At 67.6% G+C, this 18,815-nt stretch carries 17 protein-coding genes; all 17 read right to left on the bottom strand.

Going from position 1 to position 18,815, the window contains the following annotated elements; genetic code table 11:
• Nucleotides 1–22: 22 nt before the first annotated feature.
• A complete protein-coding gene (locus tag ACF3NP_RS02245; RefSeq protein ID WP_181888725.1) occupies nt 23–988 on the bottom strand; it encodes a DivIVA domain-containing protein in 966 nt (321 codons plus the stop codon).
• Between the two features lie 126 nt (nt 989–1,114).
• The gene (locus tag ACF3NP_RS02240) at nt 1,115–1,426 is read right to left on the bottom strand and encodes a YggT family protein (protein ID WP_181888726.1); all 312 of its coding nucleotides are present in this window, start codon (nt 1,424–1,426) and stop codon (nt 1,115–1,117) included.
• An 18-nt stretch (nt 1,427–1,444) separates the two neighbouring features.
• Nucleotides 1,445–1,957: a cell division protein SepF gene (locus tag ACF3NP_RS02235; protein ID WP_181888727.1), complete on the bottom strand. Its 513-nt coding sequence runs from the start codon at nt 1,955–1,957 to the stop codon at nt 1,445–1,447.
• Between the two features lie 38 nt (nt 1,958–1,995).
• Nucleotides 1,996–2,694: a YggS family pyridoxal phosphate-dependent enzyme gene (locus tag ACF3NP_RS02230; RefSeq protein ID WP_181888728.1), complete on the bottom strand. Its 699-nt coding sequence runs from the start codon at nt 2,692–2,694 to the stop codon at nt 1,996–1,998.
• Nucleotides 2,687–3,412 carry a peptidoglycan editing factor PgeF gene (gene pgeF, locus ACF3NP_RS02225; protein ID WP_181888729.1) on the bottom strand — a complete coding sequence of 242 codons (726 nt, stop codon included), beginning with the start codon at nt 3,410–3,412 and terminating at the stop codon, nt 2,687–2,689. The genes ACF3NP_RS02230 and pgeF overlap by 8 nt, the downstream gene beginning before the upstream one ends.
• Nucleotides 3,413–3,426: 14 nt before the next feature.
• Complete coding sequence (ftsZ, locus tag ACF3NP_RS02220) at nt 3,427–4,611, bottom strand: cell division protein FtsZ (protein ID WP_181888730.1); 1,185 nt, start codon at nt 4,609–4,611, stop codon at nt 3,427–3,429.
• A 133-nt stretch (nt 4,612–4,744) separates the two neighbouring features.
• Nucleotides 4,745–5,392 carry a cell division protein FtsQ/DivIB gene (locus tag ACF3NP_RS02215; RefSeq protein WP_181888731.1) on the bottom strand — a complete coding sequence of 216 codons (648 nt, stop codon included), beginning with the start codon at nt 5,390–5,392 and terminating at the stop codon, nt 4,745–4,747.
• Nucleotides 5,393–5,394: 2 nt separating this feature from the next.
• The gene (gene murC / locus ACF3NP_RS02210; RefSeq protein WP_181888732.1) at nt 5,395–6,816 is read right to left on the bottom strand and encodes a UDP-N-acetylmuramate--L-alanine ligase; all 1,422 of its coding nucleotides are present in this window, start codon (nt 6,814–6,816) and stop codon (nt 5,395–5,397) included.
• Nucleotides 6,817–7,896: an undecaprenyldiphospho-muramoylpentapeptide beta-N-acetylglucosaminyltransferase gene (gene murG / locus ACF3NP_RS02205; protein ID WP_181888733.1), complete on the bottom strand. Its 1,080-nt coding sequence runs from the start codon at nt 7,894–7,896 to the stop codon at nt 6,817–6,819.
• A 7-nt stretch (nt 7,897–7,903) separates the two neighbouring features.
• On the bottom strand, nt 7,904–9,304 hold the full coding sequence (locus ACF3NP_RS02200) for an FtsW/RodA/SpoVE family cell cycle protein (protein ID WP_181888734.1): 1,401 nt from the start codon (nt 9,302–9,304) through the stop codon (nt 7,904–7,906).
• A 51-nt stretch (nt 9,305–9,355) separates the two neighbouring features.
• Complete coding sequence (gene murD / locus ACF3NP_RS02195) at nt 9,356–10,780, bottom strand: UDP-N-acetylmuramoyl-L-alanine--D-glutamate ligase (RefSeq protein WP_392398907.1); 1,425 nt, start codon at nt 10,778–10,780, stop codon at nt 9,356–9,358.
• Nucleotides 10,756–11,856, bottom strand: a complete 1,101-nt coding sequence (gene mraY, locus ACF3NP_RS02190) for a phospho-N-acetylmuramoyl-pentapeptide-transferase (RefSeq protein WP_392398906.1) — start codon at nt 11,854–11,856, stop codon at nt 10,756–10,758. The genes murD and mraY overlap by 25 nt, the downstream gene beginning before the upstream one ends.
• A gap of 36 nt (nt 11,857–11,892) precedes the next feature.
• Nucleotides 11,893–13,413, bottom strand: coding sequence for a UDP-N-acetylmuramoyl-tripeptide--D-alanyl-D-alanine ligase (locus tag ACF3NP_RS02185; RefSeq protein ID WP_392398905.1), 1,521 nt, complete (start codon nt 13,411–13,413; stop codon nt 11,893–11,895).
• Nucleotides 13,410–14,894, bottom strand: a complete 1,485-nt coding sequence (locus tag ACF3NP_RS02180) for a UDP-N-acetylmuramoyl-L-alanyl-D-glutamate--2,6-diaminopimelate ligase (RefSeq protein ID WP_392398904.1) — start codon at nt 14,892–14,894, stop codon at nt 13,410–13,412. The genes ACF3NP_RS02185 and ACF3NP_RS02180 overlap by 4 nt, the downstream gene beginning before the upstream one ends.
• Before the next feature lie 21 nt (nt 14,895–14,915).
• A complete protein-coding gene (locus ACF3NP_RS02175) occupies nt 14,916–16,805 on the bottom strand; it encodes a peptidoglycan D,D-transpeptidase FtsI family protein (RefSeq protein ID WP_392398903.1) in 1,890 nt (629 codons plus the stop codon).
• A gap of 178 nt (nt 16,806–16,983) precedes the next feature.
• Complete coding sequence (locus ACF3NP_RS02170) at nt 16,984–17,676, bottom strand: hypothetical protein (protein ID WP_269510244.1); 693 nt, start codon at nt 17,674–17,676, stop codon at nt 16,984–16,986.
• A 21-nt stretch (nt 17,677–17,697) separates the two neighbouring features.
• Nucleotides 17,698–18,711, bottom strand: coding sequence for a 16S rRNA (cytosine(1402)-N(4))-methyltransferase RsmH (gene rsmH, locus ACF3NP_RS02165; RefSeq protein ID WP_392398902.1), 1,014 nt, complete (start codon nt 18,709–18,711; stop codon nt 17,698–17,700).
• Nucleotides 18,712–18,815 lie beyond the last annotated feature (104 nt).

The raw sequence follows: 18,815 nt of genomic DNA, 5'->3' as shown, positions 1-18,815 counted from the left end.
GGCGTTTGTGAAGAGTCAGGTACTACTTCTCGTTCGGCGCGGTGTTGGTGCGCGACTCGAGCTCCTCCAGCTGGGACTCCAGCAGCGTCTTCAGACGCGTGCGGTACTCGCGCTCGAAGGTGCGCAGCTCCGCAATGCGGTTCTCCAGTGCGGTCTGCTGCTGCTTCACCGTGTTCATGATCTCGGTGTGCTTGCGCTCAGCGTCAGCCTTGAGCTTGTTCGCCTGCTCCTCCGCCTGGCGGATCTGCGCCTCGGCGCGGGAGTTGGCCTCGTTGGTGGTCTCCTCAGCCTTCTTCTGGGCGTCGGTGACCAGCTGCTTGGAGCGGGTCTCCGCGTCCTGCAGCTGGGTGCGGGAGCGGGTCTGCGCGTCCTCGAGCTGCTTCTTGGACTTGGACTCGGCCTCGGCGATCTCGCGCTCTGCGGCGGCACGAGCGTCGGCAAGCATGGAGGACGCCTCCGCCTGCGCGTCGCTGGTCAGGCGGTCTGCCATCTCCTGCGCCAGGCCGAGCACCTTGGCCGCCTGCACGTGGGTGTCAGCGGAAACGTCGCTGCCGGCCGGCTGGGATGCGGCAGCGGCCGGAGCGGTCGCCTGCTTCGGAGCCTTCGCGGCCTCCTCAGCCTGCTTGCGGGCCTTCGCCGCCTCGTCCTTAGCGGAGCGGGCCTCAGCCTCAGCCTTCTCCTGCGCCTGCTTCGCGGAGCGCAGCTGCGCCTCGAAGTCGGCGCGGACCTTCTGCTCCACCTCGCGGCGGATAGCGGCCTCGTCGACCTTCTCGGTGTCCTCGGAACGCTTCACCGGGGCTGCAGCGACAGCGCCCTGGCCACCCTCCTCCAGGCGGGAACGCAACTCGTCGTTCTCATCCTGCAGCTGTGCAAGCGTGTCCTCCACGAGGTCGAGGAACTGATCCACCTCGTCCTCGTTGTAGCCTCGCTTGCCAATCGGCGGCTTGCTGAAAGCGACATTGTGCACGTCTGCTGGTGTCAGCGGCATTTGCGTTCCCTTCGATAATCGTGTGAGTACTCGCTCGCGCGAAGCATTATCTGCTGAATTGTAACGGTTTCGTTCGACGAGTGTAGCCCAGCCTAGCCGTAAAGCCGGGCTAAAGCTCAAGTAAAGCTATCGCAACGCCGGATTAATCAGCACGGCACCGATGAGCATCTGGATGAGCATGAGGATGAAAAACAGGACAATGACACTCACGTCCAGGCCCACACCACTTCCGCCGAGCCTCAGGGGCGGAATGAGTTTGCGCAGCGCATTCACCGGCGGATCAGTCATCCGGAAGATGGGTTCGGCCACCATGATGAACCAGTGCGGCGGGTCGAACTGCTTGGAAAACGCTTGCACCATCTCAATGATGATGCGCACGATAACCAGCAGCGAGTACAGACCCACCAGGGCGTAGATGATTGCTCCAAAAAGTGCCACGGCGAATCACCCTACCGGCTAGCGCAAGCCGGCAGCACGCTTCAGGTCGTCCTTCTCCAGCTTCGCGTTCTCCGGAACGATGGCAAACAGGCGCTTGCGCGTGTCGACGCCACGGGACAGGTTGTGCATGCTGCCACGCAGCGCGAAGCACAGGCCGGCGGCGAAATCGACGATACGCTTCGCGTCGGCGGTGTCCAGGTCGGTCAAGTCCATGACCACAGCGTCGCCGTCGCGGAACGGCTCGCCGATCTCCTTGGCGTCGTTGTAGTTGCGCGGCGCCGCGGTGACGATGTGCGTCGTGGAGCGGTAGCTGGGGCGGACGGTTTCACGGCCGTAGTCGCGCGCGGCGGGGCGGTCCATGCGCGAGGGGCGCTCGGCGCGCTCCACACGGTCTGCGCGGTCCGCGCGGTCGTAGGCGGTGGAACCGGCGGCGTTTGAGCTGTACTGCGGGTCGTCGTAGTAGGCGTCGTCCTCGGCGTTATCCACGGGGCCGAGGCCGAAAAAATCTTTAGCACTGTCGAAGAAGGACATGCGGGCGGCTCCTTTTATGGGGTGATTCGCGGTGGATTTCAGAGTACGGGCCGGGGCCCGAGGAGGGCTGTTCCGACACGCACGATATCGGATCCGCACTCGATCGCGTCTACGAAATCACCGCTCATACCTGCGGAAAGTCTCAAGTCGCGCTTGAGTTTCGCGGCGTAGTCGTCCGTCAACGAGCGCGCCTGGGCGAACACCTCGCGGGGCTGCGAATCCAACGGCGGCACAACCATGAATCCGGCCATTTCGAGGTGCTCGGATTCCTCCACCGCTTCCACGATCGCGGGAACGTCGTCGAGGTGTGCGCCGCCGCGGGCAGTGTCGCCGTCGTAAGACAGCTGCACCATGCACGGCAGGGTCTCGCCTGTGCGGTCACCGCGCTCGAGCGCCAGCGCCATGCCGCGGTCCAGCCCGTGGGCCAGCTTCAGCGAGTCCAGCGAGTGCACCTCCGAGGCCCAGCGCGCCACCGAGTTTGCCTTCTTGGACTGGATCTGGCCGATCATGGCGATGCCGCAGCGCCCCTCAAGCGCCGCCGCCTTGTCGCGGGCCTCCTGTTCCCGGTTCTCCCCCACCAGCACAACGCCGAGCGATGCCAGCTCGATGATGCGCTCCACCGGGTGGAACTTCGTCACCGGCAAAAGTGCCACGCTGCCTTCTTCACGGCCGGCGGCGCGCTCCGCGTCGCGGATCTGTTGGCGGACAGTGTCGAGGTTTCGTGCGAGATCAGACATTTGGCATCCAAATTACGCCAGCCTGGCGCCCGGTCACACCTTCGCGGCGGTGGGAAAAGAAGTCCTTGTCGGTGATGGTGTCGCGCGGGTCCGCGTCGATGTGGGTCACCCCCAGGCTCATCAGCTGGCGCACCAGCCCGGCGCGCACGTCGATGCCGGGGGTGCCCTTCTTTGTGCGGGTGCGGGAGCCGGGCAAATGCTTCTCGACGTCTAAAGCCATCCCCTCCGGGACCTCATACGACTCCCCGGCCGCGGCAGGCCCCAGCAGCACCTGGATGCGCGACGGCTCAGCGCCGAGGCCCACCATCGCCTCGACGGTGTTTTTCACGATCCCGTTGCGCGCGCCCATCCGCCCGGCGTGCGCCGCGCCGATGACGCCGGCGGTGTGGTCCGACAGCAGCACCGGGGTGCAATCAGCCACGAGTACGCACAGGGCCAGGTTCTTTTCTCTGGTGACGATGGCGTCGGTGGCTTCCACGGGGGTGGCCGAAGGTCCGTCGATAAGCGTGACTGTGTTGGTGTGCAGCTGCTCCATCCACACGAAGCGCTCCTCGGGCAGGCCAAGTATTTGCGCGAGCCGGGCGCGGTTCGCGGCGACATCGGCGGCGTCGTCGCCGACGTGGGTGCCCAGGTTGAACGAATCGTAGGGGGCAGCAGAAACCCCGCCCGCACGGGAGGTGAACACCATGCGGACGGGGCGGGAGGAAAGATCTGGCATGCCTGCCAGCTTAACTAGCGCATGAAGTCCGGCACATCGACGTCATCGAAGCCGCCGTCGAAACCGCCGTCGCGGGGCTCGCGGGGCTCGCGCTCACGCTCGGTGAACAGGCCGCTACGGGTGGACGGCTCGTAGCGGTGGCGCGGCTGGTACTCCTCCTTGGCTGGCTCGGCCTCCACGACCTTGGTGGAGGTCTGCTCCGGCTGCGCCTGCGGCGCTTCCTGCTCAGCGGGCTCGGCCGGGCGGGCGTTGGCCTTCTCGTCGAAGCCGGTGGCGATGATGGTCACGCGGACCTCGTCGCCCAGGTTGTCGTCGATGATCGTGCCGAAGATGATGTTGGCGTCCTCGTCGGCCTTCTCCTCGACGATGGAGGCCGCGTTGTTGACCTCCATCAGGCCCAGGTCGGAGCCGCCAGCGACGGAGATGAGCACGCCCTTGGCGCCCTCCATGGTGGTCTCCAGCAGCGGGGAGTTGATGGCCTGCTCGGTTGCCGTCATCACGCGGTTGTCGCCGCGGGCGGAGCCGACGCCCATCAGGGCGGATCCGGCGTCGGCCATGACGGAGCGCACGTCCGCGAAGTCGACGTTGATCATGCCCGGGATGGTGATGAGATTGGTGATGCCCTGGACACCGTTGTAGAGCACCTCGTCCGCCGCACGGAAGGCTTCCATCATGGAAAGCTCAGCGTCGCCCAGCTGCAGCAGGCGGTCGTTCGGGATGACGATGACGGTGTCGCAGACTTCCTTGAGGTTCTCAATGCCCTCGAGCGCCTGGCGGGTGCGGCGCTTGCCCTCGAAGGTGAACGGGCGGGTGACCACGCCGATGGTCAGCGCGCCCATCTTCTTGGCAATGCCGGCGACCACCGGGGCGGCGCCGGTGCCGGTGCCGCCGCCCTCGCCAGCGGTGACGAAGACCATGTCGGAGCCCTTCAGGGACTCCTCGATCTCCTGCTTGTGGTCTTCGGCGGAGGTGCGGCCGACCTCGGGGTTCGCGCCAGCGCCGAGACCGCGGGTGGCCTCGCGCCCGATGTCGAGCTTCGTGTCGGCATCCGTAAACAGCAGCGCCTGGGAGTCGGTGTTGATGGCAACGAACTCGACGCCCTTAAGGCCTTCCTCGATCATGCGGTTGACGGCGTTGACGCCGCCGCCGCCGACACCGACGACGCGGATCATGGCGAGGTAATTGGCGGGAGAGGTCATGATGGTGGTCTCGCCTTTCACAAGTTGGTTTTTGCAGTTGCCAACCATCTTGTGTGAAAGCGCGCGGATTTTTGTTTTCTGGTTCGGCGTGTCACAACCCTAAACCTGTACTTTAGGGTTGTGACCTGCGGTTTTAGCGCGAAGTGACCAGTTCCGGGTTGGAAATGTTGAATGTTTTTCCGTCCAGCTGCAGCACCGTCTCAAGCGCGAGCGCCTTGTTGTGGTTGTCCTCGGACGCACCCCACGTGACAGTCCTGTCGCCGTCGAGCTTGAGCACGAAACTGTGGTCCCCGTCGCTGGTGAGCTCGCGGACCTGCGGGCGGGCCGGGTCCGTGATCGCGGAGGCGACCTCCACCGCCTTCGGCAGCTGCGCTTCGCTGATGCCGACGAGCTGCACCGCCCCCAGCGGCGGCTGGGCGACCACGAAATCCTTGCCCTCGCTGTTGATCAGGTGCGGCTCGCCGCCCTGGTCGATCCAGGCCACCGGGGTGTGCTCCACCACCGTGACATCCACCGCGTTGGGCCAGTTGCGCTTCACCGTCACCGAGTCCACCCACGGGTTGCCGGCCACCTTCTGGGCGGCCCCGCGCACGTCGACACGCCCCATTGGGGTGCCCGGCTGCACGCCGGACAACCCCTCGATTTCTTCCGCTGGCAGGTTCACTGCGCCTTCAACGTTGACGCTGTCTACCGGCATAGCCGGGGTGAACGGCAGCGCCGCCACAACCGCGAGCACAAGGGCTACGCAGCCGGCAACGATGGTGATCGCGCGGCGAGACATCTTTACGCCTCCTGCAGGGCGGCGAGGATCTCGTCCGCCAGCATGGTCACGCTGCCCGCGCCCATAGTGAGCACGAGGTCGCCCGGCTTCGCCACCGACGCCACGGTCGCAGGCGCCGCGGAGAAGTCCGGCTCCACACGTACCGGCGCGGTCATCTTTTCGGCGATGATCCGGGAGGTCACGCCTTCCACCGGCGTTTCCCGGGCGCCGTAGATGTCCAGCAACACGCATTCGTCGCTAAGCGAAAGCGCTTCGGCGAACTCGCCGGCGAACTCCTGGGTGCGCGAGTACAGGTGCGGCTGGAAGCAGACGACGACGCGGGCGCCGTTGCCCTCGGCGGCGACCTTGTCGCGCGCTGCGGTGAGCACGGCGGCGACCTCCGTCGGGTGGTGGGCGTAGTCGTCGTAGACGCGGGTGCCGCCCACCTCTCCCTTGAACTCGAAGCGGCGGCGCACGCCGGTGAATTCGCTGAGCCCCTGGGCGAGCTTCGCCGGGGCGGCGCCCACGAGCACGCCGGACAGCAGCGCGGCCGCCGAGTTGAGCACCATGTGGCGGCCCGGGATCGCCAGCGTGTACATCACGTCGCCGGAGATCCGGTCGGTGCGCAGCTGCGCCTCCACCACGGTGCGCTCGCCCTCCTGGCGCTCGCCGGTGATCACCGCGGCCGCCGGGATCTTCGGGTGCCGGGCGGCGGCCTCGGCGGTGCCGTAGCCGGAGACGGTCAAGCCGCGCTCGAGAGCGCGCTCGCCGCAGGCGGCGGCGTAGTAGTCGTCGAGGCAGACCACCACGTGCTTGGCAAGGTCCGCGAAGTCGTCGAAGACCTGGAAGTACTTCTCGCGGGTGCCGTAGAAATCCAGGTGGTCCGGCTCGATGTTGGTGATGACTGCGACGTCCGGGGAGTAGCGCAGAAGCGAAGCGTCGGACTCGTCGGCCTCCGCCACGAACACGTCGCCGTGGCCGTGGTGGGCGTTGGTGCCGGCGCGGTTGAGCTGGCCGCCGATGGCGAACGAGGGGTCCTCCCCCGCCGCCTGCAGCGCCACCACCGCCATTGAGGTCGTGGACGTCTTGCCGTGCGTGCCCGCGAGTAGCAGCTGGGTCGAGCCCTCCATCAGCTCCGCCAGCAGGTCGGAGCGGCGCAGCAGCGGAATACCTTCACGCTTGGCGCGCACCAGCTCAGGGTTGTCCTGCGGGATGGCGGCGAAGCTGGTCACCACCGCGGTGGGCAGCTCGCCGGACAGCTCCAGGTTGGCTTCGTCGTGGCCGAGAGCTACCTTGGCGCCCTTGGCTTTCAGCGCGCGCACGGGGCGGGAGTCCTTGGCGTCGGAGCCGGTCACGGTCGCGCCGCGGTCCAGCAGGATGTGCGCGACGCCGGACATGCCGGACCCGCCGATGCCGATGAGGTGGACGCGGGAGAGATCTGTCATTTATGTGTCCTTTCCAGCAGCCGCGGCGATGCGCGCGGCAAGGTCCTCGGCAACGCTGCCAGCGCCGGTGTCCTCGAGTGCTGCGCGCATCGTCGCGCGTGCGTCGGGGTCCTTTAGGGGCAGCAGCTTCTCGACGAGCACGTCGCCGCTCAGCGCCGCATCGTCGATACGCAGGGCCGCCCCGGCGTCCACGAGGTGGGCGGAGTTGAGACCCTGCTCGCCGTTGCCGTGCGGCAGGGGGATGTAGATGGCGGGGAGGCCGGCGGCGGAGTTCTCCGCGACCGTCATGGCGCCGGAGCGGCACACCACCACGTCGGCGACGGCGTAGGCGGCCTCCATGTCGTCGATGTACGGCACGGCCGTGTAGTGGTCGTGCGCTGCCGGCGCGTCGTTTTTGCGGCCGTAGGCGTGCAGGATCTGGTACCCCGCGCCGGTAAGCCGTTCCACCGCGTCGGCCAACGCCGCGTTGATGCTCACCGCGCCCTGCGAGCCGCCGGTGACCAGGATGGTCGGCCGGTCTTCCTGCAGGTTCCACATGCGCAGGCCCCGCTCGCGCTTCGCGCCGTCCGGATCCACGCCCACGCCGGGGCGCACCGGCACGCCGACGACCTCACCGTCCATGCCGGAGTTGGGCACCGCGTTCAACCCGGTGCCGCCGATTTTCACGCCCAACTTGTTGGCCATGCCCGCCAGGGCGTTGGTTTCCAGCACGAAAAACGGCAGGCCAAGCTGCTTCGCGGCCAGGTACGCCGGGCCGGAGACGTATCCGCCGGTGCCGAAGACGGCGGAAGCGCCGCAGCGCTTCATCGCCTGCTTGGCCTGGCGCACGCTGCGCGCCAGCTTGAACGGCACGGACGCGAGCTTCCACGGCTTCTTGCGCGGGATCGGCACAGGGTCGATCAGGGAAAGCTCGAACCCGCGGGCAGGCACGATGGTGGTTTCCAGTCCACGCTCCGTGCCCAGGGCGACGACGTTGGCCCCGTAGGCGTCGCGAAGCACCTCCGCGACTGCGAGTGCGGGCTCGATGTGGCCCGCGGTGCCGCCGCCTGCGATGACGACGCTGAAGGTTTGGGTAGTCATAGATCTCCTAACGGCGCGGCGTCCGGCGGTGCGGCTGCCCATGGTAGGCCGCGGCGACCGGCTGGGTCACCGGCGTGCCGTAGCGCTCGCGGCGCGGCGCGGCAGCCGGAGCCGGGCGGCGCTGCTTGAGCGCGCGGGGCTCGCCGATGAAGAACATGCGGTCGAACAGGGGGCGGCCGTAGTTCTGCATGGACGAAATCGCGTCCGGCTCGTGGCGCGCAACTGAGGCCAGCACGCCCATCGCGCCGAGGGTGAACACGGCCGAGGAGCCGCCGGCGGACAGCATGGGCAGCTGGATGCCGGTCACCGGCAGAAGGCCCACCACGTAGGCCATGTTGATGAAAGCCTGGGAGACCACCGTGGCGGTCAGGGACGCAGCCATGAGCGTCTGGTACTGCGTCTGCGCGCGCAGCGCGGTGCGCATGCCGAAGAAGCCCAGCAGCGCGAACAGGGTGATGACCAGCGCGCCGCCCCACAGACCGAGCTCCTCGCCGATGACGGCGAAGATGAAGTCGTTGCGCGCCTCCGGCAGGTAGAACCACTTCGCGCGGGACTGGCCCAGGCCAACACCGAAGATATGGCCGTCCGCCAGTGAGAGGAAGCCCTGGTGGGACTGGAACGCGATGCCCTGCGTATCATCGAAGTGGCCGCGCAACGCGTCGAAGTAGACGTGGAAGCGGTCAGAGCGGAAGCTGCCGGAGAGGAAGATCACCACCAGGGCCACCAGGCCCGAGGCCACGACGACGCCCACGGCCTTCAGGGACACGCCGGCAAAGAGCAGGATGAACGCCACCACGACGGCGAGCGACAGCGCCATGCCCATGTCTCCCTGCATGGCGATCAGCCCGACGCAGATGATGGAAACGGTGAGGAACGCGGCAAACCCGTTGTTCGGGGTGCTCAGGCGGCGCGGGTCCTTGTTGGCCAGGATCTTCGCGCCCCACATAGATATGGCCACGCGGGCGAACTCGGAGGGCTGCAGGCGAAGCGGGCCGGCCACCAGCCAGGACTGCGAACCCACCTCTGCGCGGCCAGTGCCCAGCGGCGTGAGCACGGCGATCAGCAGCAGGACCGCAATGATCATCAGCCAGTTGCTCAGGCCCCGCAGCCGCTCCGGCGGGGTCTTCAGCGCCGCCCAGAACGCGATGAGGCCGAGCACGACCATCACGAACTGGCGCGCCGCCAGCGACCACACGCTCGCGCTCGCGGCGAACGAGGTCGCCATTGACGAGCTCATCACCATGACCACGCCGAGACCGGCGAGGAAGAGCACGATGCTGCGGATCATGGTGTAGTCGATAAGCGGCCGGGAATCGAGCGCATCCCGGATGCGCCTGACGCCTGCGCTGAGCTTCGATGGGGCGTCCGGCCGTGGTGCGCGTTGCCGGGGTGCGCGTTGAACCGTCATGCTGCCCTTTCGATTGGAACCGCGGAAGAAAACCTCAACCTTGAGTTGAGCTTACTTGTTGTGCGGGTCCCAGTGTCGCATTGCGGCAGCCGCGAATGCGTTGCCACGCGCAGACATGCCGGAAAACATGTCCAAGCTCGCCGCGGCGGGCGCCAAAAGCACGGTGTCCCCCGGCTGCGCTTGCGTGGCCGCCCACGCGACGACCTCGTCCATCGCCTGCTCCGGGTCCTGCGCGTCGGAGACGAACACGGGCACCTCCGGCACGACCTGCTCGAGCGAGGTGCGGATCAGCTCCCGGTCCACGCCCAGAAGCGCCACCGCGCGGAACTGCGTGGCGTGCGCCTTGACCACGGCGTCCACGGACGCGCCCTTGAGCTGCCCGCCGGCGACCCACACCACAGTGCCGGCGCCGGTGAGTGCCGAATCCGCCGCGTGCGGGTTGGTGGCCTTGGAGTTGTCCACCCAGTCCACCCCGCCGCCGGAGTGCACGACCGCGCCGCGATGGCCCTCCACCTGGTACACGTCCAGCGCGCGCTGGATGTGCTCAGGGCTGGCACCCTGCGTCAGCGCCACAGCGGTGGCGGCCAGCGCGTCTAGGACGCCTGCGGCACCAGCGGGCTCGATGCCGTCGGCTGATGCGACATCCACAACTGTGCCGCCAAGCTTTGCGACGATGCGTCCGCCCACCACACCAACCTGGCCGTCCGCCGGCTCGCCGAGTGTGAATCCCACGATGTCCTCGCGCCCCGTGGCGGCGGCGATTCGGGCGACCTCGGTGTCGTCGATGCCTGCGACCGCCACCGGCGCCTTGAGCACCTTCGCCTTGGCGGCGGCGTACTCGGCGAAGCTGCCGTGCCAGTCGATGTGGTCGTCTGCCAGGTTCAACAGCACGCCCGCATCGGGCACGAGCTGGGAGGACCAGTGGAGCTGGAAGCTGGACAGTTCAGCCACCAGCACGTCCAAACGCTCCGGCGCGAGCATCGCCTCCCCCACCGCGACGCCGATGTTGCCGCACGCGCCCGCGCGCAGGCCGGTGTCGTTGCCGGCCTCGATCATCATCTGCGCGAGCATGCCGGTAGTTGTGGTTTTGCCGTTCGTGCCGGTGACCACCAGCCAAGTGCGGGGTGCGCCGAACACTCCGGCGCGGTCCAGGCGGAAGCACAGTTCCACGTCGCCGATGACGTCGATGCCGGCGGATGCGGCGTCGACAAGCAATGGCGTGTCCGGCCGCCACCCGGGCGAGGTGACCACAAGGCCGACCTCGCCGAAGCGGGCGCGTGCTTCGTCGCCGGTGCAGGTGTCGTAGCCGGCTGCCGCGGCGCGGGCGCGGCCGGCATCACTGTCATCCACCACGGTGAAGCGTGCGTCGGCGCGCTCAAGCAGCTGCGCCGCCCCGAGGCCGGACACGCCGGCGCCGGCGACCAGGGTGTAGTCCGGCAGGATCGGCTGCGTCACAGGTTCGCCCCGTTCAGCCATTCGCCGTAGAACACAGCCAGGCCGAGCATGAACGCCATGGCGGAGATGATCCAGAACCGCACCACGACGGTGGTCTCGTGCCAGCCGCCGTTTTCAAAGTGGTGGTGGAACGGCGCCATGCGGAACACGCGCTTGCCGGTGGACTTGAACGACGCCACCTGGATAACCACGGAGAGCGCCTCGAGCACGAACAGCGCGCCGATGATGATCATCAGAAGCTCCGTGCGCGAGCCCACGGACAGGCCAGCGACCAGGCCGCCAAGCGCGAGCGAGCCGGTGTCGCCCATGAAAATTTTCGCCGGGGCGGCGTTCCACCAGAGGAAGCCCACGCAGGCGCCGAAGCCTGCGGACGCCAGGATGGCCAGATCCAGCGGGTCGCGGACGCTGTAGCAGCCGGCGGCCGCCACGGCCTCGCAGGAGTTGCGGAACTGCCAGAAGGTGATGCCAACGTACGCGGCCATAACCAGGGCGGTGGTGCCGGAGGCGAGCCCGTCCAGCCCGTCGGTGAGGTTCACCGCGTTCGACCACGCGGCCAGCAGGATGTAGATGAAGATGAGGAAGAACACCGTGCCGATGGTCCCGCCGCCGAAGGTCAGGTCGATCGTCTCGATGTCGCGCACGAAGCTTAGGAACTGCGATCCCGGGGTCAGCCCGTTGTCGTCCGGGAAGCGCAGGATGAGCCAGCCGAAGATCAGCGAGATGGCCAACTGCGCCACCAGTTTCGCGGTCTTGTTCAGGCCCAGGTTGCGCTGCATGAACAGCTTGATGCCGTCGTCCGCGAAACCGACCAGGCCCAGGGACAGGGTGAGAAACAGCACGATCAGGCCCGTGGCCGTAAACGCCGAATGGCCCGTGACCAGGGCGACGAGGCTGCCGCCGAGGTAGCCCATGGTGATGCCCACAAGGATGGCGATGCCGCCCATCGTCGGAGTGCCGCGTTTGCGGGCGTGGGACGCCGGACCATCCTCCCGGATCTCCTGGCCCATCGCCCGCCGGTTGAAGTACCGGATGAGCGTGGGCGTGAGGAAGATCGAAACCAAGAAGCTGATGATTCCGGCGCAGATAACTTGAACCATGGAAGTTGTACCTTGCTATTTCTCTACGTCGAGTGTCTACCTAAGGGTATGCCCTTGCAGGAGCGCTTCCGCCACCACCCACAGCCGGGCGGCGTTGGAGGCCTTTACCAGGACGACATCCCGGTCGGCGCGCTCGCGCCAATTGTCCTCCCCCGCCGGGGCAGTTGCCAGCAACTCGCGCACCGCCTGCGCGGCCTCGTCGGTGTCGGCGACAGCGGTGGTGTAAATGCCCCGTTCCTCCGCGCGCCGCGTCAGCGCGGCCATGGCATCGGACTTGCCGACGGCCACCAGGTGCGTCACGCGGTAGCGCGCCAGCTCGTCCGCGAGCAGTGCGTGCTCCTGTTCGGCGCCGGCGCCGAGCTCGCTCATCTCGCCGAGCACCGCCACCGAGCGCACGCCCGGGCGGGCGGCGGCGGTGTAGCCCAGCGCCGCGATGGCCGCGCGCATGGATTCGGGGTTGGCGTTGTAGGCGTCGTTGATCACTGTCACGCCGTCGGCGCGAGTGTTCACGTCCATGCGGTTGACCGACACTGAGCTCGCGGCGGACAGCGCCTCGGCCACGGTGGCCGCGTCCATGCCCAGCTCGGTGCCCACGGCAGCAGCGGCGAGCGCGTTGCCCACCTGGTGCGCGCCGAACACGCCAAGCGTGACGCGCTGCGGATCGCCGTTCGGGGTGTGCATGGTGAAAGAGGCGCGCGCCACCGCGTCGAGCTCAACGTCCGTGGCGTAGTAGTCCGCGGACGTGTTGCCGGATTCGGAGAAGGTGACCACGCGCGCGTTGGTGCGCGGAGCCATGCCCGCGACGAGCTCGTCGTCCGCGTTGAGCACGGCGACGCCGCTTTGCGGCAGCGCCTCCACCAGCTCCCCCTTTGCCTTCGCGATGTTTTCGCGCGAACCGAATTCGCCGATGTGCGCGGAGCCGACGTTGAGCACCACGCCGATTGTCGGCGGCGCGATGGTGGCTAGGTGCGCGATGTGGCCGATGCCGCGGGCGGACATCTCCGCGACCAAAAAGTCTGTGTCTTCGGTGCAGCGCAGCACCGTGTACGGGTGGCCGATCTCGTTGTTGAAGCTGCCCGGGGGCGCCACCGTCTCGCCGGCGCGCGAGAGCACCGCCGCGATGAGGTCCTTCGTGGAAGTCTTGCCGGCGGACCCCGTCACGCCGACGATGGTCAGCCCGTGCGAGTCCGTCAGCTCGCGCGCGACAGCGGCGGCCAGCTTGGACATGCCGTCCACCACGCCCGCCGCGGAGCCGTCCGGGTCGTTCGCGGCCAGGTCCGAGTTGTCGCCTTCGCGGGGCGGCAGCTTCTCGACGATCACCGAAGGCCTGCCCACCTCCCGCGTAGTCAGCGACGCGGCCGCGCCGGCCTCGGCGGCCTTGTCCACGAAGTCGTGGCCGTCCACACGCGCACCCGGGAAGGCGACGAAGAGCCCGCCGGGGCCGATCTTGCGGGAATCGAACTCCACGAACCCGGTGACGTGCGTGTCCGGGTCGGCTTCCGGGCTCAAACGCCCGCCGGTGATCTCGGCGATGCGCCCCAGCGTCATGTCGATCATGCTCGAGATTGCCTTTCTGTGATTGCCCTGCGCATCTCTTCGCGGTCGTCGAAGTGCAGCTTCTCGGTGCCCACGAGCTGGCCAACCTCGTGGCCTTTGCCCACCACGATCACGGCGTCGCCGGGGCGCGCCCACTCGACGAGCGCGTCGATGGCTTTGCCGCGGGAGCCGACCTCGACGATCTCGGCGCCGGTGCCGGCCTCCCGCGCGCCCGCGAGCACCGCGGCGCGGATGGCGGCGGGGTCCTCGGTGCGCGGGTTGTCGTCGGTGACCACCACGAAGTCCGCGCCCTTGGCGGCCTCGGCGCCCATCAGCGGGCGTTTGGAGGAATCGCGGTCGCCGCCCGCGCCGACGGCCACGCCGATGCGGCCTTCCACCTGGCCGCGCAGCGTGGCCAGCACCGCGCCGATGGCGGCCGGCTTGTGGGCGTAGTCCACGACGGCGACAAAGGGCTGGCCTTCGTCGATACGCTCCATGCGCCCCGGCACCGCCGCTTGCTCAAGCCCGCGCAAAAACGGCGCGAGCTCCACGCCCGCGGTCTGCGCGATGGCCGCAGCGAGGGCGGCGTTGGCCACGTTGAACGCGCCCGGCATGGGCAGGGTGAACTCGTAAGTGTCGTCGGCGGTGAGCTGGATGCGTTGGGAGCCCTGGTCGTCGATACGCACGAGCTGCGCGGTCACATCGGCGTCGCCCGTGGTGGCGACGGTGACCGGCGCCTCGGCAAGTTCGGCCATGCGCTGGCCCCACTCGTCGTCGACGCAGATGACGCTGCGCGCGGCGTGCTGCTCGCTCGCTGGGTCGAAAAACGACGCCTTGGCCTGGAAATAATCCTCCATGGTCGGGTGGAAATCCAGGTGGTCCTGGGAAAGGTTCGTAAACGCGGCGACGTCGAAGTCCGCGCCGGTGACGCGCCCGAGCATCAGGGCGTGCGAGGAGACCTCCATGACCACGTGCGTCACGCCCTCGTCGCGCATCTGCGCGAACAACCGCTGCAACATCGGCGCTTCGGGCGTGGTCAGCTCCGTGGCCACGTCGCGGCCCATGATTTTCGTGCCGGTGGTGCCGATCAGCCCCACCTTGCAGCCGGCAGCGGTCAGGCCCTTTTCCAGCATGTAGGTGGTGGTGGTTTTGCCGGAGGTGCCGGTCACACCGAGGAGCGTGAAGCTTTGCGACGGGTGCCCGTACACCTCAGCCGCCACATAGCCCAAGATTGCCCGCACGTCCTCAACCACCAGCACCGGGCGGCGGTCGGCAGTCTGCTGGATGATCGCCAGGCCGGCTTCGTCCGTAAGTATGGCGCCAGCGGCGGAGTCGAACGCGTAGGTCGCGCCGTGCACCCGGGTGCCGGGCAGCGCGGCGAACAGGCCGCCGGGCTCGACGTTTTGCGAATCCAGGCCGACGAAGGTCACCGGCGCATCCGCGCTCGGCGGGTTGACGATTCGCGCGCCAGCGATGTCGGCGAGCTGCTGCAAGCTTGTCATTTGTCAGACCTCCATCTGTTTCTACTGGCCCTGCAACGGGTACGGCTCTGCAGGCGGGCTCAGCGGCACGTTCTCACGGTTGAGCAGCCAACCAGAAATCTGCTTGAAAATCGGGGCCGCGGACTGCCCGCCGTTGCCGCCCTCAAGCACGCCACGCTGCGGCTCGTCCAGCATGACGGCGACGACGAAGCGCGGGTCGTCCGCGGGCGCGACGCCGGCGAAGGTGATCCAGTAGGCGCTGTTGGAGTACGCGCCGGTATCCGGGTTGACCTTCTGGGCCGTGCCGGTCTTGCCGGAGAACTGGTAGCCCTCCAGGTTGTTGCCCTGGGCCGTGCCGTTGTTGACGCCGGCCGGGTCCTCCTGGAACGCGGCGCGGAACATGTCCAGCGTGGTGCGCGCGGCCTCCTCGCTGATCACGCGGGTGCGCTGCGGCTCCTCCTGCGCGATCTCCTCCCCATCGGGGCCGGTAATCTTATGGATGATCCGCGGCTGGATCCGCTCGCCCTCATTCGCGATGGTCTGGAACACCCCGGCCATCTGCAGCGTGGTCCAGCTCATGCCCTGACCGATGGGCAGGTTGGCAAACGTGCCGCCGGACCACTGCTCCAACACCGGCAGCAGACCGGCGGACTCGTTGGGCAGCTCGATGCCGGTGCCCTGGCCGATGCCGAAACGGTTCAGGTAATCCCAGAACCGCTCCTCCCCCAGACGCTGCGCGAGTTGGAGTGTGCCCACGTTGGAGGACTTACCGAAGATGCCGGCGGTGGTGTACGGCATGACGCCGTGCTCCCACGCGTCGCGCACCGTGACGCCCGCCATGTCGATGGACCCCGGGACTTGGTGCACCTCGTACGGGTCCGTCAGCCCCTGATCAATCGCCGCGGCGGCGGTGATCACCTTGGCTACTGAGCCGGGCTCAAAGGGGTGCGACACGCTCGGGTTTTCGAAGTCTTTGCCCTGCTTCACCTGCTGCTCGACGTTGCCGTTCGGGTTGATCGTGTCGGTGTTGGCCATGGCAAGCACTTCGCCCGTGTGGGCGTCCAACACCACGGCCTGGGCCTGCTTGGCCAGCGAGTTGGCCTTTGCCTGCTCAAGGGTTTGCTGGACGTAGGTCTGCAGATCCAGGTCGATGGTCAGCTCGATCTGGGCGCCGCCGACGGACGGAACGACGTCGCGAAGCGAGCCCGGAATGGACTGGCCGTTCGCGGAAACGTCCTCGGTGGAGCGGCCGTCGATGCCCGTGAGATCCGCGTCGCGGGAAGCTTCCATGCCGAACTGGCCCTGGCCGTCCATGGACACCTTGCCGATGATGTTCTCGCCGACCGCGCCGTTCGGGTACTGGCGTATGTCCTGGTGGTCCGCCGCGATGCCGTGGAACGCATCCGCGACGGTGGCGGCCACATCCGGATCGACGTTGCGCACCAGCACCTCATAACTGGTGTCGGCGTGCAGCTTGTCCAGGATCTCCTTGGCGCTGACCTGTCCGACCTTGGTGGTCGGCTCGCCGGTGGCGGTATTCGCTGGCGCGTCGCGCACCACTTCCCCGTCGCCGATCATCCCCGGGATCTCGTTGGCCATCGTGCGCAGCTTGTCCTCCACGCGGGCATCGACCTGGGCGGCGATGTCCTCCGGGGACATGCCGTCCACACGCATCTCAAGTTCCTGCTGTTCCTTGAGCTCCTTGCGCAGCTGCACCGGAGACACCGTCAAAGAGCGCGCCTGCATGGTGTATGCCATCTTGTTGCCGTCGCGGTCCACGATCTCGCCGCGGCGCGCGCGGTCCACATAGGTGCGGCTGCGTTGATCGTTGGCCTGCTCGCGCAGTTCGTCGCCGATGATCACCTGCACCCAAAACAGGCGTCCAATAAGCAAGGCCGCCACCGCCAAGAAAGCGATAGCAAGCCAATACACGCGCGTACCCGTGATCTGCTTTTGGGAAGCCGGCGCTGGCTTCTCTGGCCTTACCTGCGCGTTAGCGTGAGTGCGTGGCACTGCTCACCTCCCATATCCACTGGCTGGTACCCGCCGTTTTGTCGACAACCATCATGCCCCGCCCCCGGGCAGATACCTAGGTGCGCCACGCCCTCCGCTACGGCCGGGCCGCAACGTTGGCCTGGTACGGCGCCAAATTGTCAAGGCGCGGAGCGTTCGCGGCGCGTCCCGGACGCTGAGTCAGAGCGTCTTCCAGCTCCTTCGTCGCGCGGTTGTCCGACGAGGCGCGGGAGGTGGGGCTTCCCTCTCCGTTGACATCCACCAGCTTGGTGGCCGACTCCGGGTTGTAGGGGCGCTGTTCCTCAGCGTGGCCCTCCTCATTGACTGCGACCACACCCGGCTCGCCGGCGAGCACCATGCCCATGGAATCCGCGCGCTGCGCAAGCGCCGCCGAGGAACGACGGTCCTCCAAGTCGCGATTGAGGGACTCGACCTCGTTGGACAGCTCCTGCTCACGCGCCTGTAGCTTCTGGATCGCAAACGTCTGCGTAGTTGCGATACCGGACAAGATCATAGCCGCGGCGATGCCAACCACCAGCAGCGGCAATGCAATCTGGGATAGCGAGGAGAACTTGGAACGCGCCTTCGTGGTGGCCACGCGGCGCCCGCGGACGGACACCACCTGATTCGACCCCAGGCGGCCCCGGGACTTCGGGTGCTCCACGTGCGGCTTCACGCCCGGCATGGTGCGCACGCGGTTGGCCGGGTGCTCAGTGCGGCGCGGGGTGCGGCCCTGTGTGCGGCTCTGGTTACGGGTCAGCGTTGCCGATCTCGTTGCTCGTGCGGCCATGGTGTCCGTCCTTTGTCGGGCTTAGTGGGTGGGCTGGGAGGGGCTGAGTTTTTCAATGCAACGCACCCTCACGGGTGCGGCGCGGGGATTGCGTTCGATCTCCTCCGCCGGGGCCTTCTCCGCGCCGCGGGTGACGGTGCGGAACTCCGGCTCGGTTCCCGGCAGGTCCATTGGCAGACCAACCGGGGTCTTGGAGGTGGTGAGCTCGTTGAACGCGGCTTTGACGATCTTGTCTTCCAGGGACTGGTAGCTCATGAACACCGCGCGCCCGCCGACACCGAGCAGGTCGGTGATCACGGGCACGACGTTTTCCACCGCCTCGAGCTCGCGGTTGACCTCGATGCGCAGCGCCTGGAACGTGCGCTTCGCGGGGTGCCCGCCGGTGCGTCGGGTCGCAGCCGGGATGGTGGCGTAAAGCAGCTCCACCAGACGCGCGGCGCGGTCGAAGGGCTCGCGCTCACGCTCCGCCATCACGGCGGAGGCGATCTTGCCGGCGAAACGCTCGTCGCCGTAGGTCTTCAAAATCCGGGCGAGGTCGCCGTGGCTGTAGGTGTTGAGCACCTCGGCCGCGGTGATGCCTTGGGTCTGATCCATGCGCATGTCCAGCGGGGCGTCGCCCCGGTAGGAAAAACCGCGCTTTTCCTGGTCCAGCTGCATGGACGACACGCCCAGGTCGAACAGCGCGCCCGCGATGCCGTGCTCGCGGGCCGTGTCGAAGATGTCGCCGGTGTTGTCCGCCACCGCCTCGTCGACGTGGTCGAAGCGGCACTGCACTGCGGTGAAGCGGTCGCCGAATGGTGCCAAGCGCTGCTGCGCCTGACGCAGCGCGTTCGGGTCCCGGTCCACGCCGATCACGCGGGCGTTGGGAAACACGGTGAGGAAGTGCTCGGTGTGGCCGCCGGCGCCAAGCGTGCCGTCGATAAGCACCGCATTTGCGCCGAACTTCTCGACGCTGGGCGCGAGCAGTTCAGCCATGCGTTCGCGCATGACGGGGACGTGACCGTGCGGGTCGTCAGCGAGCGTGAAGTTCGCCATGCCATGCCCTCCGTGTCCCTTTAGTGTCCCAAGCTCGTGCGGTGTGTCAGCGATGTCAGCGCGGGGAGCGCATAGAGCCCTGCCCGGGGCGGCTGTTCTGATGT

It is taken from the genome of Corynebacterium lehmanniae (assembly GCF_043161975.1).
GTDB lineage: Bacteria > Actinomycetota > Actinomycetes > Mycobacteriales > Mycobacteriaceae > Corynebacterium > Corynebacterium lehmanniae.
This window is presented reverse-complemented; position numbering and strand designations above follow the sequence as displayed.